We start from the raw sequence: 21298 nt of genomic DNA on the forward strand, positions 1-21298 counted from the left end.
ATCAAGGTACGAACACTCAGGCCGTGAAGACCTTGCCTTCGAACTGCTGGGCAACGAAGTCCCAGTTGACCAGGTTCCAGAACGCCTCGACGTACTTCGGACGCAGGTTGCGGTAGTCGATGTAGTAGGCGTGTTCCCAGACGTCGCAGGTCAGCAGCGGGGTGTCGCCGCTGGTCAGCGGGCAGCCGGCGCCGATGGTGCTGGCCAGGGCCAGGGAGCCGTCGGCCTTCTTCACCAGCCAGCCCCAGCCGGAGCCGAAGGTACCAACGGAAGTCTTGGTGAACTCTTCCTTGAACTTGTCGAAGGAACCGAAGGCGGCGTTGATGGCGTCGGCCAGGGCGCCGGTCGGTTGGCCGCCGCCGTTTGGCGACAGGCATTCCCAGTAGAAGGAGTGGTTCCAGATCTGAGCGGCGTTGTTGAAGATGCCGCCCGAAGAGCTCTTGACGATCTCTTCCAGGGTCTTGCCTTCGAATTCGGTGCCTGGGACCAGGTTGTTCAGGTTCACGACATAGGTGTTGTGGTGCTTGTCGTGGTGATACTCCAGGGTTTCCTTGGAGATGTGCGGCTGCAGGGCATCGTGGGCATACGGCAGCGGCGGCAATTCAAAAGCCATGGTGGATCTCCTGATTCAGGTCTGTTCGCGGTTTGCGCAAGGCCGATCACGGGCGGCCCGGTGAGCGTCGGCGAGTTTGTACTCTTTGCGACGCAAGGGCTGGATCATAGCACCGGGCCCGGCGCATAACCACGCAACAACTATAGGGAATAGAGGTTCCAGAGCGGTTTGGCGGGTGCCGGCCGGTGATGGTCCTTTCCAGGCTGGTGAGCGGACGCCGGCCCCTGTAGGAGCGGCCTTGCGTCGCGATCGGGCCGCAGAGCGGCCCCGGCAATCTCTACAGCAAGGCTGAAATCCTGGGGGCGCTGCGCACCCCTATCGCGACGCAAGGCCGCTCCTACAGGAGCCATGCAGGCCTGATATCAGTTGAAAATCAATTGCGCCGCCACCGCGAACATCATCACCGCCACCATCAGGTCGAGCATCCGCCAGGTCGCCGGTCGCGCCAGCCAAGGGGCCAGCCATGCAGCACCCACGGCCAGGGTGGTGAACCACAGCAACGAGGCGCTGGCGGCACCGGCTACATAGGCCCCGGGCACCGTCTGCTGGGCGCCGAGCGAACCGATCAGCAGCACCGTATCCAGGTAGACGTGCGGGTTGAGCAGGGTCACCGCCAGGGCGCTGAGCAGCACCGCGCGGNCGGTTTGCGCAAGGCCGATCACGGGCGGCCCGGTGAGCGTCGGCGAGTTTGTACTCTTTGCGACGCAAGGGCTGGATCATAGCACCGGGCCCGGCGCATAACCACGCAACAACTATAGGGAATAGAGGTTCCAGAGCGGTTTGGCGGGTGCCGGCCGGTGATGGTCCTTTCCAGGCTGGTGAGCGGACGCCGGCCCCTGTAGGAGCCATGCAGGCCTGATATCAGTTGAAAATCAATTGCGCCGCCACCGCGAACATCATCACCGCCACCATCAGGTCGAGCATCCGCCAGGTCGCCGGTCGCGCCAGCCAAGGGGCCAGCCATGCAGCACCCACGGCCAGGGTGGTGAACCACAGCAACGAGGCGCTGGCGGCACCGGCTACATAGGCCCCGGGCACCGTCTGCTGGGCGCCGAGCGAACCGATCAGCAGCACCGTATCCAGGTAGACGTGCGGGTTGAGCAGGGTCACCGCCAGGGCGCTGAGCAGCACCGCGCGGCGCGAGCGCACGCCCTGGCCCTCCTGGTGTTGCAGGCTCTGCTTGGAGCAGGCGCTACGCAGTGCCTTGGCGCCGTACCAGATCAGGAACACCGCGCCACCCCAGCGGGCTACCGCCAGCAGCGTCGGGTTGTGCGCCAGCACCGTGGCCAGGCCGAACACCCCGGCGGCGACCAGCAGCGCATCGCAGACGATGCACAGTGCCGCCACCGGCAGGTGGTGCTCACGGCGCAGGCTCTGGGCCAGGACGAAGGCGTTCTGCGCGCCGATGGCCATGATCAGGCCGAAGGCCACCAGCATGCCGTTGAGATAGCTTTGCCACATAGCGGGAACACTCCACGGGCGCGAGCGTTCTAGCCCGCGCGGATTGCAAGAAAGATGTGGCGATTGTGGCGGTTGCGCCTGTATAAGAAAAACAAATAGAGCTGATCACTCATTAGAGAAATCGATGTTCGACTACAAACTGCTCGCCGCCCTCGCCGCGGTGATCGAACAGGGTGGCTTCGAGCGTGCCGCTCAGGTGCTGGGGCTGTCGCAATCGGCCATCTCCCAGCGCATCAAGCTGCTCGAGGCTCGGGTCGGCCAGCCCGTGCTGGTGCGGGCCACGCCACCCAGCCCGACCGAGGTCGGCCGACAATTGCTCAACCATGTGCAGCAGGTGCGCCTGCTGGAACGCGACCTCCAGCGCCAGGTGCCGGCGCTGGACGAGGAGGGCATGCCGGAGCGCCTGCGTATCGCCCTTAACGCCGACAGCCTGGCGACCTGGTGGGCAGGTGCGGTGGGGGCGTTCTGTGCCGAGCAGCAGGTGCTGCTCGATTTGGTGGTGGAAGACCAGGAGGTTGGCCTCAAGCGCATGCGTGCCGGCGAGGTGGCCGCCTGCCTGTGTGGCAGCGAGCGCCCGGTGGCGGGGGCGCGCAGCATGCCGCTGGGGGCGATGCGCTACCGGGCGCTGGCCAGCCCGGCGTTCATGGCGCGCTATTTCCCCAACGGCTTCGAGGTTCGGCGGTTGTCGCGCACCCCTGCGGTGGTGTTCGGCCCGGACGATTTCCTGCAGCATCGCTACCTGGCGTCGTTGGGTATCGAGGATGGTTTCCTGCATCACCTGTGCCCCTCGTCCGAAGGCTTCCTGCGCATGACCGAGGCCGGCATCGGCTGGGGGCTGGTGCCGGAACGGCAAGCCGGCGAACAGCTGGCGCGGGGTGAGTTGGTGGAAATTTGCAGCGATACCCCTATCGATGTGCCGCTGTACTGGCATCATTGGCGCAACGGCGGGCAACTGCTCGCCCAGCTGACCGAGCACCTGCGCCACTCGGCCCAGGACTGGCTGGTGCCCTTGTAGGCCGATCAAGCGTCAGTTGCATCCGAAATATGGCAAGGCGGAGTCTTACATGCGAATTCTGGTCACCGGCGCGAGCGGTTTCATCGGCGGACGCTTTGCGCGTTTCGCCCTGGAGCATGGCCTGGAGGTGCGGGTCAACGGTCGGCGGGCGGAGGGCGTGGAGCACCTGGTCAAGCGCGGGGCGCAGTTCATCCCAGGCGACCTGGGTGATGCCGAGCTGGCCCGGCGCCTGTGCCAGGGGGTGGACGCGGTGGTGCACTGCGCCGGCGCGGTGGGGACCTGGGGGCGTTACCAGGATTTCCACCAGGGCAACGTGGTGCTCACCGAGAATGTGGTCGAAGGCTGCCTCAAGGAGCATGTGCGACGCCTGGTGCACCTGTCGTCACCGTCGATCTACTTCAATGGCCGCTCGCAACGGGATATCCGCGAGGACCAGGTGCCGCGCCGCTTCCACGATCACTATGGGCTGACCAAGCACCTCGCCGAGCAGAAAGTGTTCGGCGCCCAGGAATTCGGTTTGGAGGTACTTGCCTTGCGCCCACGGTTCGTTACCGGGGCTGGCGATGCGAGCATCTTCCCGCGGCTGATGCGTATGCAGCGCAAGGGGCGGGTGGCGATCATCGGCAACGGCCTGAACAAGGTCGACTTCACCAGCGTGCACAACCTCAACGAGGCGTTGCTCAGCGCGCTGTTCGCCGAGGAGCAGGCGCTGGGCCAGGCCTATAACATCAGCAATGGTCACCCGTTGCCGCTGTGGGATGTGGTGAACTACGTGATGCGCCGCATGCAGTTACCGCAAGTCACCCGCTACCGATCCTACGGCCTGGCCTACAGCCTGGCAGCGCTCAATGAAGCGGCCTGTCTGCTCTGGCCCGGGCGTCCGCAACCCACGTTGACGCGCACCGCCATGCAGGTGATGAGCACCGATTTCACCCTCGACATCAGCCGTGCGCGCCAGTACCTGGACTATCGCCCACAGACCGATACCTGGGCCGCGTTGGATGAATTCTGTCATTGGTGGCAGGCACAGCCGGGCCAGCAGTGAACCCAGGGCCGGGTTGATGGTCATCAGTGCGCCGCTTCGGCGGTTTATACTCATGCCTCTTTGCTACCACAGTGGTTGAATGCCCCCATGCGTAACGACGCCCACGACGATTTCGACGACGTGCCCACCCTGCGTGCCGGCACCCCCGATGACGACGAACTGCTGCCCGCCCACGTGGCGCGCAGCCGGCAGAAGGCTGCGCGGCCGCGCAGCAATGGCCCGCTATGGACGTTGCTGGGAGCTTCGTTCATTGCCTTGGGCGGGCTGGGCTGGTGGAGCTTCCAGCAGATCTCGCTGATGGAGCAGCAATTGATCGCGACGCAGGAGAGCTTTGCCCGCATCAGCGAAGAGGCCGCCGGGCGCTTGCAGGCGATCAGCGGCAAGGTCGATGCCAGCGAATCCACCAGCAATACCGGCAGCGAGGCGCTGAAGCTGCAGATTCGCCAGTTGCAGGCCAGCCTCACCGAACAGGGCAAGCAGCAGCAAGGGGTTGCCGGCCAGGCGGGCGACCTGGGCAAGCGCCTGGAGCAGGTGCTCGCCGATACCCGTGAACAGCAGAAGGCGGTGACTGAGCTGCAAAGCCAGTTGCAGGCGCAGTTGAAGGCGGTGAACAGCGAGCTGGCGGCGCTGAAGTCGGGGCAGGTAGACGGTGGCAAGCTCGATGGTCAGCTCAAGAGCCTGAGCAGTGACGTGGCGGCGCTGAAGAAGAGCAACCCGAGCGCTGCGCTGGAAAGCCTGGAGCAGGACATGCTGGTGCTCAAGACTCAGGTCGAGAACCGTCCGGCACCCTCAGCCGGCGGCGCTTCGGTGCAGGAGTTCGACGCGTTCCGCGGGCAGATGACCCGCACCATCAACACCTTGCAGAGCCAGATCCAGAACCTGCAACAGCAGATCAACGCGCGCCCCTGAGCAGTCCGCAAGCATGAAAAAAGGCGCCCGAAGGCGCCTTTTTTCATGGCTGTGAAAGCGATCAGCCGATCGCTTTGGACGCCAGCCAGAACAGGCCGGCGGCCAGGCCCATCGTGGCAGGCAGGGTGAGTACCCAGGCCAGCAGGATGGTCTTCACGGTGCCGCCTTGCAGGCCGCTCTTGTTGGCGACCATGGTACCGGCCACGCCGGACGACAGCACATGGGTGGTCGACACCGGCAGGCTGAAGATGTTGGCCATGCCGATGGCGCACGCCGCGGTGATCTGCGCCGACATGCCTTGTGCGTAGGTCATGCCTTGCTTGCCGATCTTCTCGCCGACGGTCAGTACCACGCGCTTCCAGCCGACCATGGTGCCCAGGCCCAGGGCCAGGGCGACCGCAACGATCACCCAGAACGGGGCGTACTCGGTGGTGGCGGTGAGGTCCTTGCGCAGCTTCTCCAGGTCGGCCTTTTCACGGGCTTCCAGGCCTGGCAGCTTGCCGACTTTTTTCGCCGTGTCGTCCAGGCACAGCAGGTAGCGGCGCACTTCGACGCGCTTCTCGGCAGTCAGGTCGCGGTAGTCGGTCACACCTTGCAGCGACGATTGCAGCGCGGCGATGGTCGGCTCGGTCTGCTGCGGGTTGCAGCTGAACTGCTCCGGCAGGTCGGTCGCCTGGGCCTTGCCCAGCGCCAGGAACTCACCCAGCGTCGCGGCGTTGCGCTGGTAGAACTGGCTCATGTGCAGGGTGGCGTCGCGGGTGCGTTCGATCTGGTAGGTGGTGCTGTTCAGGTCGAGCACGAACTTGGCCGGGACGATACCGATCAGGACCAGCATGATCAGGCCGATGCCTTTCTGGCCGTCGTTGGAGCCGTGCACGAAGCTCACACCCATGGCTGAGATCACCAGCACCAGGCGGTTCCAGAACGGCGGGTGCTTCTTGTCGTCGAGCTTGCGGCGCTGGTCCGGCGTTTTGTGCATCTTCGACAGCGGACGCCACCATTTCAGGCCAAGCAGCACCAGCGCGGCAACGGCGAAGCCGGCCATGGGCGAAAGCACCAGCGACATGGCGATGTCGATCGCCTTCTGCCAGTTGACGCCGTCACCCAGCGGGATGTCGCTGATCAGCGCGTTGGCCAGGCCCACGCCGAGGATCGAGCCGATCAGGGTGTGCGAGCTGGAGGCGGGAATGCCGAAATACCAGGTGCCCAGGTTCCAGGTGATGGCCGCGGCCAGCAACGAGAAGACCATGGCCAGGCCGTGGCCGGTGTTCACATTGATCAGCAGTTCCACCGGCAGCAGGTGAACGATGGCATAGGCCACGCCGACACCACCGAGCAGCACCCCGAGGAAGTTGAACACCCCGGAGAAAAACACGGCCAGGTGTGGTGGCATGGCTTTGGTATAGATGACGGTGGCTACCGCGTTGGCGGTGTCATGAAAGCCATTGATGAACTCGAAGGCGAGTACGAAGGTCAGAGCGAGCATCAAGCTCACGACGACCCAGGCATCCAGTCCGCTGAATAAATCGATCATGAAGGTTGTCTGGCGGTCTTAGGGGGGGCGGATTATGCCAGAAAACCATGGCAATCGATGCACCTGCGGCAGACCGATGGCACGCATCGCGAAGCGAGCAAGGGGTGTGGCTATGTGCCTGTATTTGCCGAAAATTCACCAAATGATCGCGAAAATCTTTCAAAAACAATCAATTAGGCAGATGTTGCCTTGTCGGATCTGATTCAAACGAACGTATGAATTTTGTGTGATTCCATTTCATGCAAGGCCGTGCCGGTAACGATGCCCCACGCCAGCGGAGGCTGTCCGATGGCGCGGTGATATCAATCAGGCGGGGTCGTCGTCGCTGCGCAGGTCCTTTTCCATCCGTTCCAGTTCCTGGGCGAACGCCTGGTCGCGAATGGTCGCGCGTTTGCGCCAGGGTTTGCGTTCCGGTTCGGGTTGCGCCGCGTAGGTGGTGACTTCACCACCGTATACATCCTTGTAACGTTCAGCCTGGCGCTCGAGTTCCGCGCGCAGTTCTTCTTTCGTCACAGTCATACCTGAGAAGTTTGAAGTTTGGCGCTGGTGGTAAATACACGGTGAACGTGCAGGCTTGCCCCATCCAGCGCAAATGTCCGTCGCCGCAATGCCCGAGGCAGAGGCTTCTAAGTGTGGGCGTGACGGAAGTGAGTTGATTGGATCCGTGATATCGATCAACAACCAACGCCAGCGATTATAGCAACCCGCAGGGCGAAGGCCATTGTTCTTTACCGGATACTGACAGCACCTTGCAACATGCCCAATGTGCGGGCAGGCAACGTTACATACAAGACGGAATAGGCTGCGACTGGTTGTTGGAAGTTCGTTTGCGTGCGTCAGAAACAAAAACGGCCTCGCGGGTGGGCGAGGCCGTTGCCTGGGACTTCTACGGTGGGTACCTGACCAGTCTCTCCAAAGAAGCCACATGTGGCTGGGGAAAGGTATAAGCAAAAGTGTCAGCGGTCAATTGCGATTATCGGCCGTTCGTTCGATAATCGCACAAGCGACCGATTTTTTTGAGGTGTTTCCATGAGCGACGAAACCCACGGCCCTGTGGCCGACGAACCCGAGCGAAACGTCAGCCCGGCCTTGGCGCCACCGATCGTGGCCTCGGCGGCCAAACGCATCCAGGCCTTCACCGGCGACCCTGACTTCATGACTTCGCTGGCGCGCGGCCTGGCGGTGATTCAAGCGTTCCAGGAGCGCAAGCGTCACCTCACCATCGCCCAGATCAGCCACCGTACGGAGATCCCGCGGGCGGCGGTGCGGCGTTGCCTGCACACGCTGATCAAGCTCGGTTATGCGACCACCGACGGTCGCACCTATTCGTTGCTGCCCAAGGTGCTCACCCTTGGCCATGCCTACTTGTCCTCGACGCCGCTGGCGGTTTCGGCGCAGCCCTATCTCGACCGTATCAGCGACCAGTTGCACGAGGCGGCCAACATGGCCACTCTCGAAGGTGACGACATCCTCTATATCGCCCGCTCGGCCACGGTCGAACGGTTGATTTCGGTGGACCTGTCGGTGGGCGGCCGGCTGCCGGCCTATTGCACCTCGATGGGGCGCATCCTGCTGGCGGCGCTGGACGACGCCAGCCTACACGAATACCTCGATCGGGCCGACCTCAAGGCCCGTACCAGTCGCACCCTGCATGACCCCGAGTCGCTGTTCGCCTGCATCCAGCAAGTGCGCGAGCAGGGCTGGTGCGTGGTCGACCAGGAGCTGGAGCAGGGCCTGCGCTCGATTGCCGTGCCTATCTATGACGCCTCGGGCCAGGTGCTGGCGGCGCTCAACGTCAGCACCCATGTCGGCAGGGTCAGCCGCAGTGAACTGGAGCAACGCTTCCTGCCAATCCTGCTGGCGGCCAGCCGCGACCTTTGCCATCAGTTGTTTGGTTGAGCGCCTGCCGGGGGGCGCTGTGCGCCCCATCGCTGGCAAGCCAACTCCCACAAGTGCCGGGCAGAAGCCATGCATGTGGGAGCTGGCTTGCCAGCGATGAAATCGATGCACCGAAATCGAACAGGGGAAAAGTTTCCTGTTCGATAAACGCACAATGTCGTGTTCGACGAATTGCGCACGCCCGGCCCGCTGATTAATGTCTGTCGCACAAGTCGGCTGTGCCGACCTGACAATAACAACAGGCCAAAAGGGCTCCTTCGATGATTACCCATCTTTTGCAATCGCGGCCGCACCCGCGAACGCAACCGCTTAACTCCGGCTGAACAAAGGCTGTTGTTTCTCTGCGAAACTTTCCGCGCCTGCGCATCGCGTGTACGCAGTTGCCTGCCTGTGCCTTTCTTCCGGATAACAACAATGAACAAACCGCAATCAACCGTCGGCAACTGCCTCGACGTCCAGTCGTTCATCAACGCCCAACCGTTGTCTCGTTATCAGTGGCGGGTGGTGATCCTTTGTTTTCTGATCGTTTTCCTCGATGGCCTGGATACCGCTGCCATGGGCTTCATCGCCCCGGCGCTGTCTCAGGAATGGGGTATCGACCGCGCCAGCCTCGGGCCGGTGATGAGCGCTGCGTTGATCGGCATGGTGTTCGGTGCCCTGGGCTCCGGGCCGCTGGCCGACCGTTTCGGGCGCAAGGGTGTGCTGGTGGGCGCGGTGCTGGTGTTCGGTGGCTTCAGCCTGGCGTCGGCTTATGCCACGAACGTCGACCAGTTGCTGGTGCTGCGCTTTCTCACCGGCCTGGGCCTGGGCGCAGGTATGCCCAATGCCACCACTTTGTTGTCTGAATACACCCCCGAGCGCCTGAAGTCGTTGCTGGTGACCAGCATGTTCTGCGGCTTCAACCTGGGGATGGCGGGCGGTGGCTTCATTTCCGCCAAGCTGATCCCGGCCTACGGCTGGCATAGCCTGCTGGTGATCGGTGGCGTGCTGCCGCTGTTGCTGGCGGTGGTGCTGCTGTTCTGGCTGCCGGAGTCGGCGCGTTTCCTGGTGGTGCGCAACCGCGGCACCGACAAGGTACGCAAGACCCTGGCGCCGATCGCCCCCGCGGTGGTGGCCGAGGCGTCGAGCTTCAGTGTGCCCGAGCAGAAGGCGGTGGCGGCGCGTAATGTGTTCGCGGTGATTTTCTCGGGTACCTATGGCCTGGGCACTGTGTTGTTGTGGCTGACCTATTTCATGGGCCTGGTGATTGTCTACCTGCTGACCAGCTGGCTGCCGACGCTGATGCGCGACAGTGGCGCGAGCATGGAGCAGGCTGCATTCATTGGCGCGCTGTTCCAGTTCGGTGGCGTGCTCAGTGCGGTGGGCGTAGGTTGGGCCATGGACCGTTTCAACCCGCACAAGGTGATCGGCATCTTTTATCTGCTGGCTGGCGTGTTTGCTTACGCGGTAGGCCAGAGCCTGGGCAATATGACACTGCTGGCAACCCTGGTACTGGTGGCGGGCATGTGCGTCAACGGTGCGCAGTCGGCCATGCCGTCGCTGGCGGCGCGCTTCTACCCCACCCAAGGTCGCGCCACCGGCGTGTCGTGGATGCTCGGCATCGGCCGCTTCGGCGCGATCCTCGGTGCCTGGAGCGGGGCGACCCTGTTGGGGCTGGGCTGGAACTTCGAGCAGGTACTGACCGCACTGCTGGTGCCAGCAGCGCTGGCGACCGTGGGCGTGGTGGTCAAAGGGCTGGTGAGCCACGCCGACGCGACCTGACCTTCTGTAGGAGCGGCCTCGTGCCGCGAAAGGGCCGCAAAGCGGCCCCAGCGTTACCACATGGATTACCGGGGCTGCTGCGCAGCCCTTTCGCGACACAAGGCCGCTCCTACAGGGTCTTGTGTTGCATTGGGAAGATGGATAGCGGGATAACATTTTGTTCGATAATCGCACATAAGTGCGATTATCGGATTGTCACCACCCCGCTAGCCTCCTTAATCTGGACCCATCGCAGCGACGCATGGGCCCGCTGCTCACTGACCCGGCTCGTCCTGACCAGGAGTCTCCAATGGCAGCAATCCTCTCGCTTCACGATGCCGTGAAGCAGTTCATCCAGGATGGCGACAGCGTCGCCCTCGAAGGCTTCACCCACCTGATCCCGACCGCCGCCGGCCATGAGATCATCCGCCAGGGCAAGCGCGACCTCACCCTGGTGCGCATGACCCCGGACCTGATCTACGACCAGCTGATCGGTGCCGGCTGCGCGCGCAAGCTGATCTTCTCCTGGGGCGGCAACCCGGGCGTGGGTTCGCTGCACCGCCTGCGTGACGCGGTGGAGAAGCAGTGGCCCCACGCCATCGAGATCGAAGAGCACAGCCACGCCGACCTGGCCAACGCCTACGTTGCTGGAGCCTCCGGTTTGCCGTTCGCGGTACTGCGCGCCTACGCCGGCTCCGACCTGCCCAAGGTCAACCCACTGATCAAGAGCGTCACCTGCCCGTTCACCGGCGAAGTGCTCGCCGCGGTGCCTTCGGTGCGCCCGGACGTCACCGTGATTCACGCGCAGAAGGCCGACCGCAAAGGCAACGTGCTGCTGTGGGGCATCCTCGGTGTGCAGAAGGAAGCGGCCCTGGCGGCCAAGCGCTGCATCGTCACCGTCGAAGAGATCGTCGATGACCTCAAGGCCCCGATGAACGCCTGCGTGCTGCCGACCTGGGCGTTGAGCGCGGTGTGCCTGGTGCCGGGTGGCGCCCATCCTTCTTACGCCCACGGTTACTACGAGCGCGACAACCGCTTCTACCAGGCCTGGGACCCTATCGCCCGCAACCGTGAAACCTTCAGTGCCTGGATCGACACCTACATCCGTGGCACCCGTGACTTCACCGAATTCCAGGCCAAGCTGGCCAGCACCGCGGAGGCCGCGCAATGAGCTATTCCACTGCCGAAATGATGACCGTCGCCGCCGCCCGTCGCCTGCGCAACGGCGCTGTCTGCTTCGTGGGTATCGGCCTGCCGTCCAAGGCCGCCAACCTGGCACGCCTGACCTCGTCGCCCGATGTGGTGCTGATCTACGAGTCCGGCCCGATCGGTGCCAAGCCTAGCGTGCTGCCGCTGTCGATCGGTGACGGCGAGCTGGCCGAGACCGCCGACACCGTGGTGCCCACCGGCGAGATCTTCCGCTACTGGCTGCAAGGTGGGCGCATCGACGTCGGCTTCCTCGGCGCTGCCCAGGTTGACCGCTTCGGCAACATCAACACCACCGTGGTCGGTGACTACCACGCTCCCAAGACACGCCTGCCGGGTGCCGGTGGGGCGCCGGAAATCGCCGGTTCCGCCAAGCAGGTGCTGATCATCCTCAAGCAATCGCCCCGGGCCTTCGTCGACAAGCTCGACTTCATCACCTCGGTCGGCCATGGCGAAGGCGGCGACTCGCGCAAGCGCCTGGGCCTGCCGGGCGAGGGCCCGGTGGGTATCATCACCGACCTGTGCATCATGGAACCCGAGGCCGGCACCCATGAGTTCGTGGTCACCGCCATCCACCCGGGTGTGACCCGCGAGCAGATCATCAAAGCCACCGGCTGGGCGATTCGCTTTGCCGATGACGTGCAGGAAACCGCCGCCCCGAGCGACGTCGAACTGACCGCACTGCGCGACCTCGAAGCCCGTACCGCCGCTGCCCATGGCCAAGTGGCAGGAGAAGCCTGATGCGTGACGTATTCATCTGCGACGCCATCCGCACCCCGATTGGCCGCTTCGGCGGCGCCCTGGCCGGCGTGCGTGCCGATGACCTGGCGGCGGTGCCGCTCAAGGCACTGATCGAGCGCAACCCGAGTGTGCAATGGGAGCAGCTCGATGAAGTGTTCTTCGGTTGCGCCAACCAGGCCGGCGAAGACAACCGCAACGTCGCGCGTATGGCCCTGCTGTTGGCTGGGCTGCCGGACAGCGTGCCGGGCGTGACCCTCAACCGCCTCTGCGCTTCGGGCATGGATGCGGTCGGCACCGCTTTCCGCGCCATCGCCAGTGGCGAGATGGAGCTGGCGATTGCCGGCGGCGTCGAGTCGATGTCGCGTGCGCCGTTCGTCATGGGCAAGGCCGAGAGCGGCTACTCGCGCAACATGAAGCTCGAGGACACCACCATCGGCTGGCGCTTCATCAACCCGTTGATGAAAGCGCAGTACGGTGTCGATGCGATGCCCGAGACCGCCGACAACGTCGCAGATGATTACCAGGTGTCGCGTGCCGACCAGGACGCCTTCGCCCTGCGCAGCCAGCAGAAGGCGGGTGCCGCACAGGCCGCGGGCTTCTTCGCCGAAGAGATTGTGCCGGTGCGCATTGCGCACAAGAAAGGCGAGACGGTGGTCGAGCAGGACGAGCACCTGCGCCCGGACACCACACTGGAAGCGCTGACCCGGCTCAAGCCGGTCAATGGCCCGGGCAAGACCGTCACCGCCGGCAACGCCTCGGGGGTCAACGACGGTGCCGCCGCGCTGATCCTCGCCTCGGCTGAAGCCGTGAAGAAACATGGCCTGACCCCACGTGCCCGGGTACTGGGCATGGCCAGCGCTGGTGTGGCGCCACGGGTGATGGGCATCGGTCCGGTGCCGGCGGTGCGCAAGCTGACCGAACGCCTTGGCATTGCCGTGGCGGATTTCGATGTCATCGAACTCAATGAAGCCTTCGCCAGCCAGGGCCTGGCCGTGCTGCGCGAACTGGGTGTGGCGGACGATGCGCCGCAGGTGAACCCCAATGGCGGGGCCATTGCCCTGGGCCACCCGCTGGGCATGAGTGGTGCGCGGTTGGTGCTGACGGCGTTGCATCAGTTGGAAAAGAGTGGCGGGCGCAAAGGCCTGGCGACCATGTGCGTGGGCGTTGGGCAGGGGTTGGCGTTGGCCATCGAGCGGGTCTGATCCGAAGCACAGTGCTTGTGTGTAGGAGCGGCCTCGTGTCGCGAAAGGGGGGCGAAGCGCCCCCAGGATCTTTGCACCACCTTTATATCGCTGGGGCTGCTTTGCAGCCCTTTCGCGACACGAGGCCGCTCCTACAGACAAGGTGCAGCGTGATCCCGATAGCGGAACGAGTGTGTAACCAGGTATGTCTAGAATTACCTGTGACCCTCCAGGAGTAAACGCACCATGACCTCAACCTATTACACCGGCGAAGAGCGCAGCAAACGCATCTTCGCCATCGTCGGTGCCTCGTCGGGCAACCTGGTGGAATGGTTCGACTTCTATGTCTACGCCTTCTGTGCCATCTACTTCGCCCCGGCGTTCTTCCCCTCCGACGACCCCACGGTGCAGTTGCTCAACACGGCCGGTGTGTTCGCCGCAGGCTTTTTGATGCGTCCCATCGGCGGCTGGATCTTCGGCCGCCTGGCCGACCGCCACGGGCGCAAGAACTCGCTGATGATCTCGGTGCTGATGATGTGTTTCGGCTCGCTGATGATCGCCTGCCTGCCCACCTATTCGAGCATCGGCACCCTGGCCCCCGCGCTGCTGTTGCTGGCGCGTCTGATCCAGGGCCTGTCGGTGGGCGGCGAGTACGGCACCACCGCCACCTACATGAGCGAAGTGGCATTGCGCGGCCAGCGCGGCTTCTTCGCTTCGTTCCAGTACGTGACCTTGATCGGCGGCCAGTTGCTGGCGGTGCTGGTGGTGGTGATCCTGCAGCAACTGCTCACTGAAGACGAGCTGCGCGCCTGGGGCTGGCGCATCCCGTTCGTGGTCGGTGCCATCTCCGCGCTGATCTCGCTGATGCTGCGCCGCTCGCTGCACGAGACCAGCAGTGCCGAAACCCGCAAGGACAAGGACGCCGGCACCATCAAGGGCCTGTTCCGCAACCATACGGCGGCGTTCATCACCGTGCTTGGCTACACCGCCGGTGGCTCGTTGATCTTCTATACCTTCACCACCTACATGCAGAAGTACCTGGTCAACACTGCCGGCATGAACGCCAAGAGCGCCAGTTTCGTGATGACCGGCGCGCTGTTTCTGTTCATGATCTTGCAGCCGCTGTTCGGCATGCTCTCCGACCGCATTGGCCGGCGTAATTCGATGCTGCTGTTCGGCGCCCTGGGTACGATCTTCACCGTGCCGCTGCTGATGGCGCTGAAAACCGTGAGCAGCCCGTTCATGGCCTTCGTGCTGGTGACCCTGGCGCTGTGCATCGTCAGTTTCTACACCTCGATCAGCGGCCTGGTGAAGGCCGAGATGTTCCCGCCGCAGGTGCGCGCGCTGGGGGTGGGGCTGGCCTACGCGGTGGCCAACGCGGTGTTCGGTGGTTCGGCCGAATACGTGGCCCTGGGCTTGAAGACCCTGGGCATGGAGAACACCTTCTACTGGTACGTAACGGCCATGATGGCGATCGCCTTCCTGTTCAGCCTGCGCCTGCCCAAGCAGGCGGCGTACCTGCACCACGATCATTAAGGACGTTGCATGAGCAATCAGTTGTTCGACGGCTACTTCACCGCCCCGGCCATGCGCGCGATCTTCAGCGACCGTGGCCGCTTGCAGGGCATGCTCGACTTCGAGGCTGCGCTGGCCCGGGCCGAAGCCGCCGTCGGGCTGGTGCCGCCTGCGGTGGTGCCGGTGATCGAGGCGGCCTGCAAGGCCGAGCGCTACGATGTGCCGGCCTTGGCCGATGCCATCGCCGTGGCCGGCAACTCGGCGATCCCGCTGGTCAAGGCGCTGGGCAAGGTGATCGCCAGCGGCGTGCCCGAGGCCGAGCGCTACGTGCACCTTGGCGCTACCAGCCAGGATGCGATGGACAGTGGCCTGGTGCTGCAGTTGCGTGATGCGCTGGCGTTGATCGAGCGTGACCTCGGTGCGCTGGCCGACACCCTGGCCCGCCAGGCCTTGCTGCACGCCGACACACCGCTGGTGGGGCGTACCTGGTTGCAGCACGCCACGCCGGTCACCCTGGGGATGAAGCTGGCGAGTGTGCTGGGTGCCCTGACCCGTCATCGAGAACGCCTGAAGGAGTTACGTCCGCGCTTGCTGGTGCTGCAGTTCGGTGGCGCCTCCGGCAGCCTCGCGGCGCTGGGCAGCAAGGCCTTGCCGGTGGCCGAGGCGCTGGCCGAGCAGCTGAAGCTCGCACTGCCCGAGCAGCCCTGGCACACCCAGCGCGACCGCCTGGTGGAGTTCGCCTCGGTGCTGGGCCTTGTCGCCGGCAGCCTGGGCAAGTTCGGCCGCGATGTCAGCCTGCTGATGCAGACCGAGGCGGGCGAGCTGTTCGAGCCTTCCGCACCAGGCAAGGGCGGCTCCTCGACCATGCCGCACAAGCGCAACCCGGTGGGTGCGGCCGTGCTGATCGGCGCTGCCACCCGCGTGCCCGGCCTGGTCTCGACGCTGTTCAGCGCCATGCCCCAGGAGCACGAACGCAGCCTGGGCCTGTGGCACGCCGAGTGGGAAACCCTGCCGGAGATCTGCTGCCTGGTGTCCGGCGCGCTGCACCAGGCCCAGGTGATCGCCGAGGGCATGCAAGTGGATGCCGCCCGCATGCGCCGCAACCTCGACCTCACCCAAGGGCTGGTACTGGCCGAGGCGGTCAGTATCGTCCTGGCCCAGCGCCTGGGCCGCGACCGCGCCCATCACCTGCTGGAGCAATGCTGCCAGCGCGCGGTGGCCGAACAGCGCCACCTGCGCGCCGTGCTGGGCGACGAGCCGCAGGTCAGCGCCGAGCTGGCCAGTGATGAACTCGATCGCCTGCTCGACCCAGCCCATTACCTCGGCCAGTCTCGCGTCTGGGTGGCGCGCGCCGTGGCCGAACATCAACGTTTCACATCCTGAAGGAGACCGCTGTGGCGCACTTGCAACTGGCCGATGGCGTACTGCATTACCAACTCGAAGGCCCGGTCAATGCCCCGGTGCTGGTGCTGTCCAACTCGCTGGGCACCGACCTTGGCATGTGGGACACGCAGATCCCGGCCTGGACCGCGCATTTCCGCGTGCTGCGCTACGACACCCGCGGCCATGGCGCATCGCTGGTCAGCGAGGGGCCGTACAGCATCGAACAACTGGGCCGTGACGTGCTGGCGCTGCTCGATGCGCTGGATATCCCCAAGGCTCATTTCGTCGGCCTGTCCATGGGCGGCCTGATCGGCCAATGGCTGGGTATCAACGCCGGCGCGCGCCTGCTCAGCCTGACCCTGTGCAATACCGCGGCGAAAATCGCCAACGACGAGGTGTGGAATACCCGCATCGACACGGTGCTCAAGGGTGGCCAGCAGGCCATGCGTGACCTGCGCGATGCGTCCATCGCCCGCTGGTTCACCCCGGACTTCGCTGCCGCCGAGCCTGCGATCGCCCAGCGCATCACCGAGATGCTGGCGCACACCTCGCCCGCCGGCTACGCGGCCAATTGCGCCGCCGTGCGTGATGCCGATTTTCGCGACCAGCTCAACCGCATCCAGGTGCCGACCCTGATCGTCGCCGGCAGCGCCGACGTGGTGACCACGCCGGAGCATGGCCGCTTCATGCAGGCGGGCATCCTGGGCGCCGAGTACGCCGAGTTCCCGGCGGCGCACCTGTCCAATGTCGAGATCGGCGAGGCCTTCAGCCGTCGCGTGCTCGACTTCCTGCTGGCTCGCTGAGGCATCCGCCATGGACGAGAAACAACGTTACGACGCCGGCATGCAGGTACGCCGGGCGGTGCTCGGCGATGCCCATGTGGACCGCAGCCTGGAGAAGCTCAACGACTTCAACGGCGAGTTCCAGGAAATGATCACCCGCCACGCCTGGGGCGATATCTGGACCCGCCCGGGGTTGCCCCGGCACACCCGCAGCCTGATCACCATTGCCATGCTGATTGGCATGAACCGCAACGACGAGCTCAAGCTGCACCTGCGCGCTGCGGCCAACAATGGCGTGACGCGCGAAGAGATCAAGGAAGTGATCATGCAGAGTGCGATCTACTGCGGCATCCCGGCGGCCAATGCCACCTTCCACCTGGCGGAGTCGGTGTGGGATGAGCTGGGGGTTGAGTCGCGCCAGTGAAGTGAATCGGTGTCGCCCTCATCGCCGGCAAGCCGGCTCCCACAGGAGCCGGTGTTTGCTGCTCTTGTGGGAGCTGGCTTGCCAGCGATGAAGCCCACGCAGCGCCAATGTCAGACTGCGGCTTTCTTCTGACGGATTGCCACCGGCCCGGCATTGGCCTCCACGGCCTTTTTCAACTCACCGCACAGCCCGGCCATGAACGCCAGCTCCGCCACCACGAACAATGGCCCTATGATCAGCCCGCTCAGGTCATCGACGAATGCCGGCTTGCGCCCTTCGTAAGCATGCCCGACGAACTGGATGATCCAGCCCACCACGAACGCCCCCAGCCCGGCGCTCAGCCACAGCCCGGTACTGTGCTGCGCCAGCGCCTGTCCGGCCCACAGGCACAGCCCCAGCAACAAGCCCATCACCAGCCCGAAGCGCGTGTCCAGGCGCAGGTAGAACCACACCGACCAGGTGGCCAGCAGCAGCGCCGGCGACAGCCAGAAGCCGGCCACGTCCCAGCCGGGGCGCGACAGCAGGATGCTCACCGCCAGCACGATCAGCGGGATGCCGACGAAGTGGGTGGCGATGTTGCGCGGGTCACGGTGATACGCCGCGTATTGACTCAGGTGTTCGACGAGGTTTTTCATTGTTGTTCCTCCATCAGGGGTAGGCGCAGCTTGCCCCGTCCATCCGATGTCGTCTGTCGCCTGGCCGACAGAGTCCGCTTTGCGAGGTGACATGCCCGATCCACGTAGTCAGTTGCTGCACGGCCAGTGGTTCCGGCAGTTGCCCGTTACCGTTCAGGATAGCCTGCTGGCCCTGGCCCGAACCCGTGAGCTGGCGCCGGGGCAATGCCTGTTCCAGCGCGGTGACGCGCCGTGTGGCCTGTATGCGGTGCTTGAAGGCGCCATGCGCGTGGGGGCGGTCAGCAGCGAGGGCAAGGAGGCACTGTTGACGCTGGTTGAGCCACCTTACTGGTTTGGCGAGATCAGCCTGTTCGATGGCCAGCCGCGCACCCATGACGCCTTCGCCGAGGGCGCCACACGATTGCTGTGGATCCCGCAGGCACCCTTGCTCGAATGGCTGGCAGGTGAGCCTCGGCACTGGCGTGAACTGGCCCTGCTGATGAGCCACAAGCTGCGCTGGGTGTTCGTCGCCCTGGAGCAGCAAAGCCTGTTGGCCGCCGCCCCACGGGTGGCGCACCGCCTGTTGCAGATTGCCGAGGGCTACGGCGAGCGCGATGTCGCCCAGTGGCGCTTGCAGCTGTCGCAGGAGCAGTTGGCGCTGATGCTGTCGTTGTCGCGCCAGACCATCAACCAGATCCTCAGGAACCTCGAGCAATCCGGCGTGGTGCGCCTGGGCTATGGCGAGGTGGAGATTGTCGATGCCCAGCGTCTGCGGGCAATGGCGCAGCATCCAGGCTGACCAGGGTGTCGATCATCGCCCTGGCTGCCGGTGACAGGCGATAGCCGCTGCGGCTGATCACCCCGCAACGCACGCTCAGCACTTCCAGGCCCGGCGGCAGGTTGCGCCAGTGCAGGCGTACCAGGCTGCCGGCGGCCAGTTCCTCGCGCACTGCCTCTTCGCTGGCGGTGCCGATGGCATCGCTGGCCAGTACCACGCTGCGCAGCACCGCCAGGTGCTCGGTCTGCAGGTGCGGGGTGAAGTCGCTGCGCCCACTGAGGTTGGCCAGGCGCTTGCGCACCCCGGGGGCGAGCAGGGCGCTGGCCAGGGGGTAGGCGAACAGGTCGTTGGTCGACAGGCTGTCCTTGGCCAGCAGCGGGTGGCCGGGGCGGCAGAAGAACAGGCCGGGGCGTGGGGTGAGTGGTTGGGTGTGGAAGTTCGGGTCGGCTTCGAACGGACGGATGTCATCGACGAAGAATTCGATCTGCTCGCGGCGCAGGGCCTGGCCCAGGCGTTCGGCATTGTCCACCACCAGCGCTGTGCGGATGCCGGGATGCTGCTCGAGCAATTGCCGCAATGCTTGCGGCACCAGGTGCACGGCCAGGGCGGGGCCACTGCCGAAGTGCAGCTCGCCGGCGTCGAGCTTGGTCATCTGCAAGACCTCGTTGTTCAACTGCGCCGCGCCCTGCACCAGGCGCCGAGCATGTTGCAGCACCACCTGGCCTTCGGGGGTGGGGGGCAGGGCCTTGTGGCCGCGGTCGACCAAGGGGCAGCCGAAGGTGTGTTCGAGGTTCTGGATGGCGCGGCTGAAGGCTGGCTGGGTGATGCCCATGGCTTCGGCGGCGCGGACGAAACTGCGGTATTCGGTGAGGGCGATGAAATAGCGCAGTTGGCGGAGGTCCATGCTCGGGCTCTGGTGCGGGGGTCAGGGCTCGGTTTTAGCTTTTGTTACATATAACGTCAAAGAATGTTATTTGATTTATATATTCATTTTTGTTCTTTGTTGTTATTGCCGGCCTCTTCGCGGGCAAGCCCGCTCCCACAAGGTTGCGCACAATCCTGTGGGAGCGGGCTTGCCCGCGAAGAGGCCGGGCCTGCTACAGCAGATTCAACGGATAACTCACGATCAACCGGTTCTCATCGAACGCATTGGTGCTGTAGTCCCGGCGCATGGTGGAGTTGCGCCATTTCAGCGACAGGTCCTTGAACGTGCCCGACTGCACCACATAGGCCAACTCGGTTTCCCGCGCCCATTCCTTGCCATCGTCCACGGTACTGGTGTGCACGTTGTCGCCCTTGATATAGCGGTTCATCAACGTCAGCCCTGGAACACCGACGGTGACGAAGTTGAAGTCGTGGCGCACCTGCCAGGAACGTTCCTTGGCATTGTCGAAACTCGAGTTGAAGCTGTCGTTGGCCAGGGTGCCGCCGCTGGTACCGTTGACCCGCATCCAGGCATCGTCGCCGCTGACCTTCTGCAAACCGACATAGAACGTGTGGCCCTTGTAGCGCGCCGAGAGCATCGCCGAAGCGGTGCGGTTGTCCAGTTCGCCGGCACGCTCGCTGCCGTCTTCCTTGCCGATGAAGTAGCCGAGGTTGGCGCCCAGGGTCCAATCGCCCAGTGGCTGGCTGTGCACCAGGTTGAGGTACTGCTGGCGGTAGATATCCTTGAGCCGGGCGTCCCACAGGCCGACCATCGTGCGCTTGTCGTTGAAGCTGTATTCGCCGCCGGCGAAGTTGAAGCGGTCGGAGGTGATGCCGGCGCGGCCCTGCATGAACATGTCTTCCATGCTCGCGTCGTTGCGCGGGCTGTTGCCGCGGAACTGGCCGGTGTAGACGGTCAGGCCATCGATTTCCTTCGAGGTGAGCTGGCCGCCACGGAAGGTCTGCGGCAACGAGCGGCCATCGTCCGAACGCAGGATCGGCAGCACCGGCATCCACTCCCCAACCTTCAGTTCGGTTTGCGACAGCCGCGTCTTGAACGCCACGCCCAACCGGCCGAAGTCATCGGCCGGGCGGCCATCGTCATGCACCGGCAGCAGGTGGGTGCCGGCCGTGCCCTTGCCACCGTCGAGCTTGACCGAGTACAGCCCCAGCACGTCGACGCCGAAGCCGACGGTGCCCTGGGTGAAGCCGGAGCGGGCGTCGAGGATGAAGCTCTGGGTCCATTCTTCGGCCTTGCCCTGGGGGTTGGCCGGGTCGACGAAGTTGCGGTTGATGTAGAAGTTGCGCAGGTTGAGGCTGGCCTTGGCGTCCTCGAAGAAGCCGCTTTCGGCGGCCAGGGCGGGCAGGGCGCAGGACATGGCCAACAGGCCGGGCAGCAGCTGGCGTGCGGGGTGCAAAGTGCTCATCTGTGGTGGATCTCTTGTTTTTATTGGGTGAGCCGGGGCGCTGCGGGTGCGGGCCGCAGGGTGGGCATCTTTTTGAGAGAACATGTGCAACGTTGCGTGGGCGATGG

General features: G+C 64.5%; 20 protein-coding genes and 1 pseudogene. 13 read left to right on the forward strand and 8 right to left on the reverse strand.

Features of this window, described 5'->3' with window-relative positions; all coding sequences use genetic code 11:
• Positions 1-16: 16 nt before the first annotated feature.
• The 3 genes and pseudogenes from IX761_RS25905 to IX761_RS25915 form a co-directional block, all read right to left on the reverse strand.
• Complete coding sequence (locus tag IX761_RS25905; protein ID WP_194792332.1) at positions 17-613, reverse strand: superoxide dismutase; 597 nt, start codon at positions 611-613, stop codon at positions 17-19.
• A gap of 362 nt (positions 614-975) precedes the next feature.
• Positions 976-1251, reverse strand: a pseudogene (locus IX761_RS25910) (LysE/ArgO family amino acid transporter); the annotation flags it as partial.
• A gap of 223 nt (positions 1252-1474) precedes the next feature.
• Positions 1475-2074, reverse strand: a complete 600-nt coding sequence (locus tag IX761_RS25915) for a LysE/ArgO family amino acid transporter (protein ID WP_194792333.1) — start codon at positions 2072-2074, stop codon at positions 1475-1477.
• A gap of 124 nt (positions 2075-2198) precedes the next feature.
• Here IX761_RS25915 and IX761_RS25920 point away from each other — a divergent pair, with 124 nt between their 5' ends.
• The 3 genes from IX761_RS25920 to IX761_RS25930 all read left to right on the forward strand — a co-directional run bounded on the left by IX761_RS25920 (position 2199) and on the right by IX761_RS25930 (position 5043).
• Positions 2199-3089, forward strand: a complete 891-nt coding sequence (locus IX761_RS25920) for a LysR family transcriptional regulator ArgP (RefSeq protein WP_194792334.1) — start codon at positions 2199-2201, stop codon at positions 3087-3089.
• A gap of 49 nt (positions 3090-3138) precedes the next feature.
• On the forward strand, positions 3139-4134 hold the full coding sequence (locus IX761_RS25925; protein WP_194792335.1) for an NAD-dependent epimerase/dehydratase family protein: 996 nt from the start codon (positions 3139-3141) through the stop codon (positions 4132-4134).
• Positions 4135-4221: 87 nt separating this feature from the next.
• Positions 4222-5043 carry an ATPase gene (locus tag IX761_RS25930; RefSeq protein ID WP_194792336.1) on the forward strand — a complete coding sequence of 274 codons (822 nt, stop codon included), beginning with the start codon at positions 4222-4224 and terminating at the stop codon, positions 5041-5043.
• A gap of 61 nt (positions 5044-5104) precedes the next feature.
• On the opposite strand, the gene IX761_RS25935 is transcribed toward IX761_RS25930, so the two are convergent.
• Together IX761_RS25935 and IX761_RS25940 are read right to left on the reverse strand one after the other, a co-directional pair.
• A complete protein-coding gene (locus IX761_RS25935) occupies positions 5105-6577 on the reverse strand; it encodes an inorganic phosphate transporter (RefSeq protein WP_194792337.1) in 1473 nt (490 codons plus the stop codon).
• 306 nt (positions 6578-6883) lie between these two features.
• Complete coding sequence (locus IX761_RS25940) at positions 6884-7090, reverse strand: hypothetical protein (RefSeq protein ID WP_194792338.1); 207 nt, start codon at positions 7088-7090, stop codon at positions 6884-6886.
• A gap of 516 nt (positions 7091-7606) precedes the next feature.
• Between IX761_RS25940 and pcaR the strand changes: the two genes are divergently transcribed.
• From pcaR to pcaC, 9 genes are all read left to right on the forward strand, one after another.
• The gene (pcaR, locus tag IX761_RS25945) at positions 7607-8476 is read left to right on the forward strand and encodes a pca regulon transcriptional regulator PcaR (protein WP_228534006.1); all 870 of its coding nucleotides are present in this window, start codon (positions 7607-7609) and stop codon (positions 8474-8476) included.
• 414 nt (positions 8477-8890) lie between these two features.
• The gene (locus tag IX761_RS25950) at positions 8891-10237 is read left to right on the forward strand and encodes an MFS transporter (protein WP_194792339.1); all 1347 of its coding nucleotides are present in this window, start codon (positions 8891-8893) and stop codon (positions 10235-10237) included.
• Between the two features lie 289 nt (positions 10238-10526).
• Positions 10527-11387 (forward strand): CoA transferase subunit A, encoded by an 861-nt coding sequence (locus IX761_RS25955; protein WP_194792340.1) that lies wholly within the window; start codon positions 10527-10529, stop codon positions 11385-11387.
• Positions 11384-12163: a CoA-transferase subunit beta gene (locus IX761_RS25960; RefSeq protein WP_194792341.1), complete on the forward strand. Its 780-nt coding sequence runs from the start codon at positions 11384-11386 to the stop codon at positions 12161-12163. The genes IX761_RS25955 and IX761_RS25960 overlap by 4 nt, the downstream gene beginning before the upstream one ends.
• Positions 12160-13365: a 3-oxoadipyl-CoA thiolase gene (gene pcaF, locus IX761_RS25965; protein ID WP_194792350.1), complete on the forward strand. Its 1206-nt coding sequence runs from the start codon at positions 12160-12162 to the stop codon at positions 13363-13365. The genes IX761_RS25960 and pcaF overlap by 4 nt, the downstream gene beginning before the upstream one ends.
• 225 nt (positions 13366-13590) lie before the next feature.
• Positions 13591-14880, forward strand: a complete 1290-nt coding sequence (locus tag IX761_RS25970) for an MFS family transporter (RefSeq protein WP_194792342.1) — start codon at positions 13591-13593, stop codon at positions 14878-14880.
• Positions 14881-14889: 9 nt separating this feature from the next.
• Positions 14890-16242, forward strand: a complete 1353-nt coding sequence (locus IX761_RS25975; protein ID WP_194792343.1) for a 3-carboxy-cis,cis-muconate cycloisomerase — start codon at positions 14890-14892, stop codon at positions 16240-16242.
• An 11-nt stretch (positions 16243-16253) separates the two neighbouring features.
• A complete protein-coding gene (gene pcaD / locus IX761_RS25980; protein WP_194792344.1) occupies positions 16254-17045 on the forward strand; it encodes a 3-oxoadipate enol-lactonase in 792 nt (263 codons plus the stop codon).
• A 10-nt stretch (positions 17046-17055) separates the two neighbouring features.
• Positions 17056-17448, forward strand: a complete 393-nt coding sequence (pcaC, locus tag IX761_RS25985) for a 4-carboxymuconolactone decarboxylase (protein WP_070093782.1) — start codon at positions 17056-17058, stop codon at positions 17446-17448.
• Positions 17449-17558: 110 nt separating this feature from the next.
• Here pcaC and IX761_RS25990 read toward each other — a convergent pair whose 3' ends face one another.
• Positions 17559-18083, reverse strand: a complete 525-nt coding sequence (locus IX761_RS25990) for a DUF962 domain-containing protein (RefSeq protein ID WP_194792345.1) — start codon at positions 18081-18083, stop codon at positions 17559-17561.
• A 91-nt stretch (positions 18084-18174) separates the two neighbouring features.
• On the opposite strand from IX761_RS25990, the gene IX761_RS25995 reads away from it, so the two are divergent.
• Positions 18175-18861 (forward strand): Crp/Fnr family transcriptional regulator, encoded by a 687-nt coding sequence (locus tag IX761_RS25995; RefSeq protein WP_194792346.1) that lies wholly within the window; start codon positions 18175-18177, stop codon positions 18859-18861.
• Here IX761_RS25995 and IX761_RS26000 read toward each other — a convergent pair.
• Both IX761_RS26000 and IX761_RS26005 read right to left on the reverse strand, forming a co-directional pair.
• Positions 18761-19744, reverse strand: a complete 984-nt coding sequence (locus IX761_RS26000; protein ID WP_194792347.1) for a LysR family transcriptional regulator — start codon at positions 19742-19744, stop codon at positions 18761-18763. The genes IX761_RS25995 and IX761_RS26000 overlap by 101 nt on opposite strands.
• Before the next feature lie 193 nt (positions 19745-19937).
• Positions 19938-21191, reverse strand: coding sequence for an OprD family porin (locus IX761_RS26005; protein WP_194792348.1), 1254 nt, complete (start codon positions 21189-21191; stop codon positions 19938-19940).
• Positions 21192-21298: the final 107 nt, after the last annotated feature.

The organism is Pseudomonas sp. UFMG81 (genome assembly GCF_015354575.1).
Lineage (GTDB): Bacteria > Pseudomonadota > Gammaproteobacteria > Pseudomonadales > Pseudomonadaceae > Aquipseudomonas.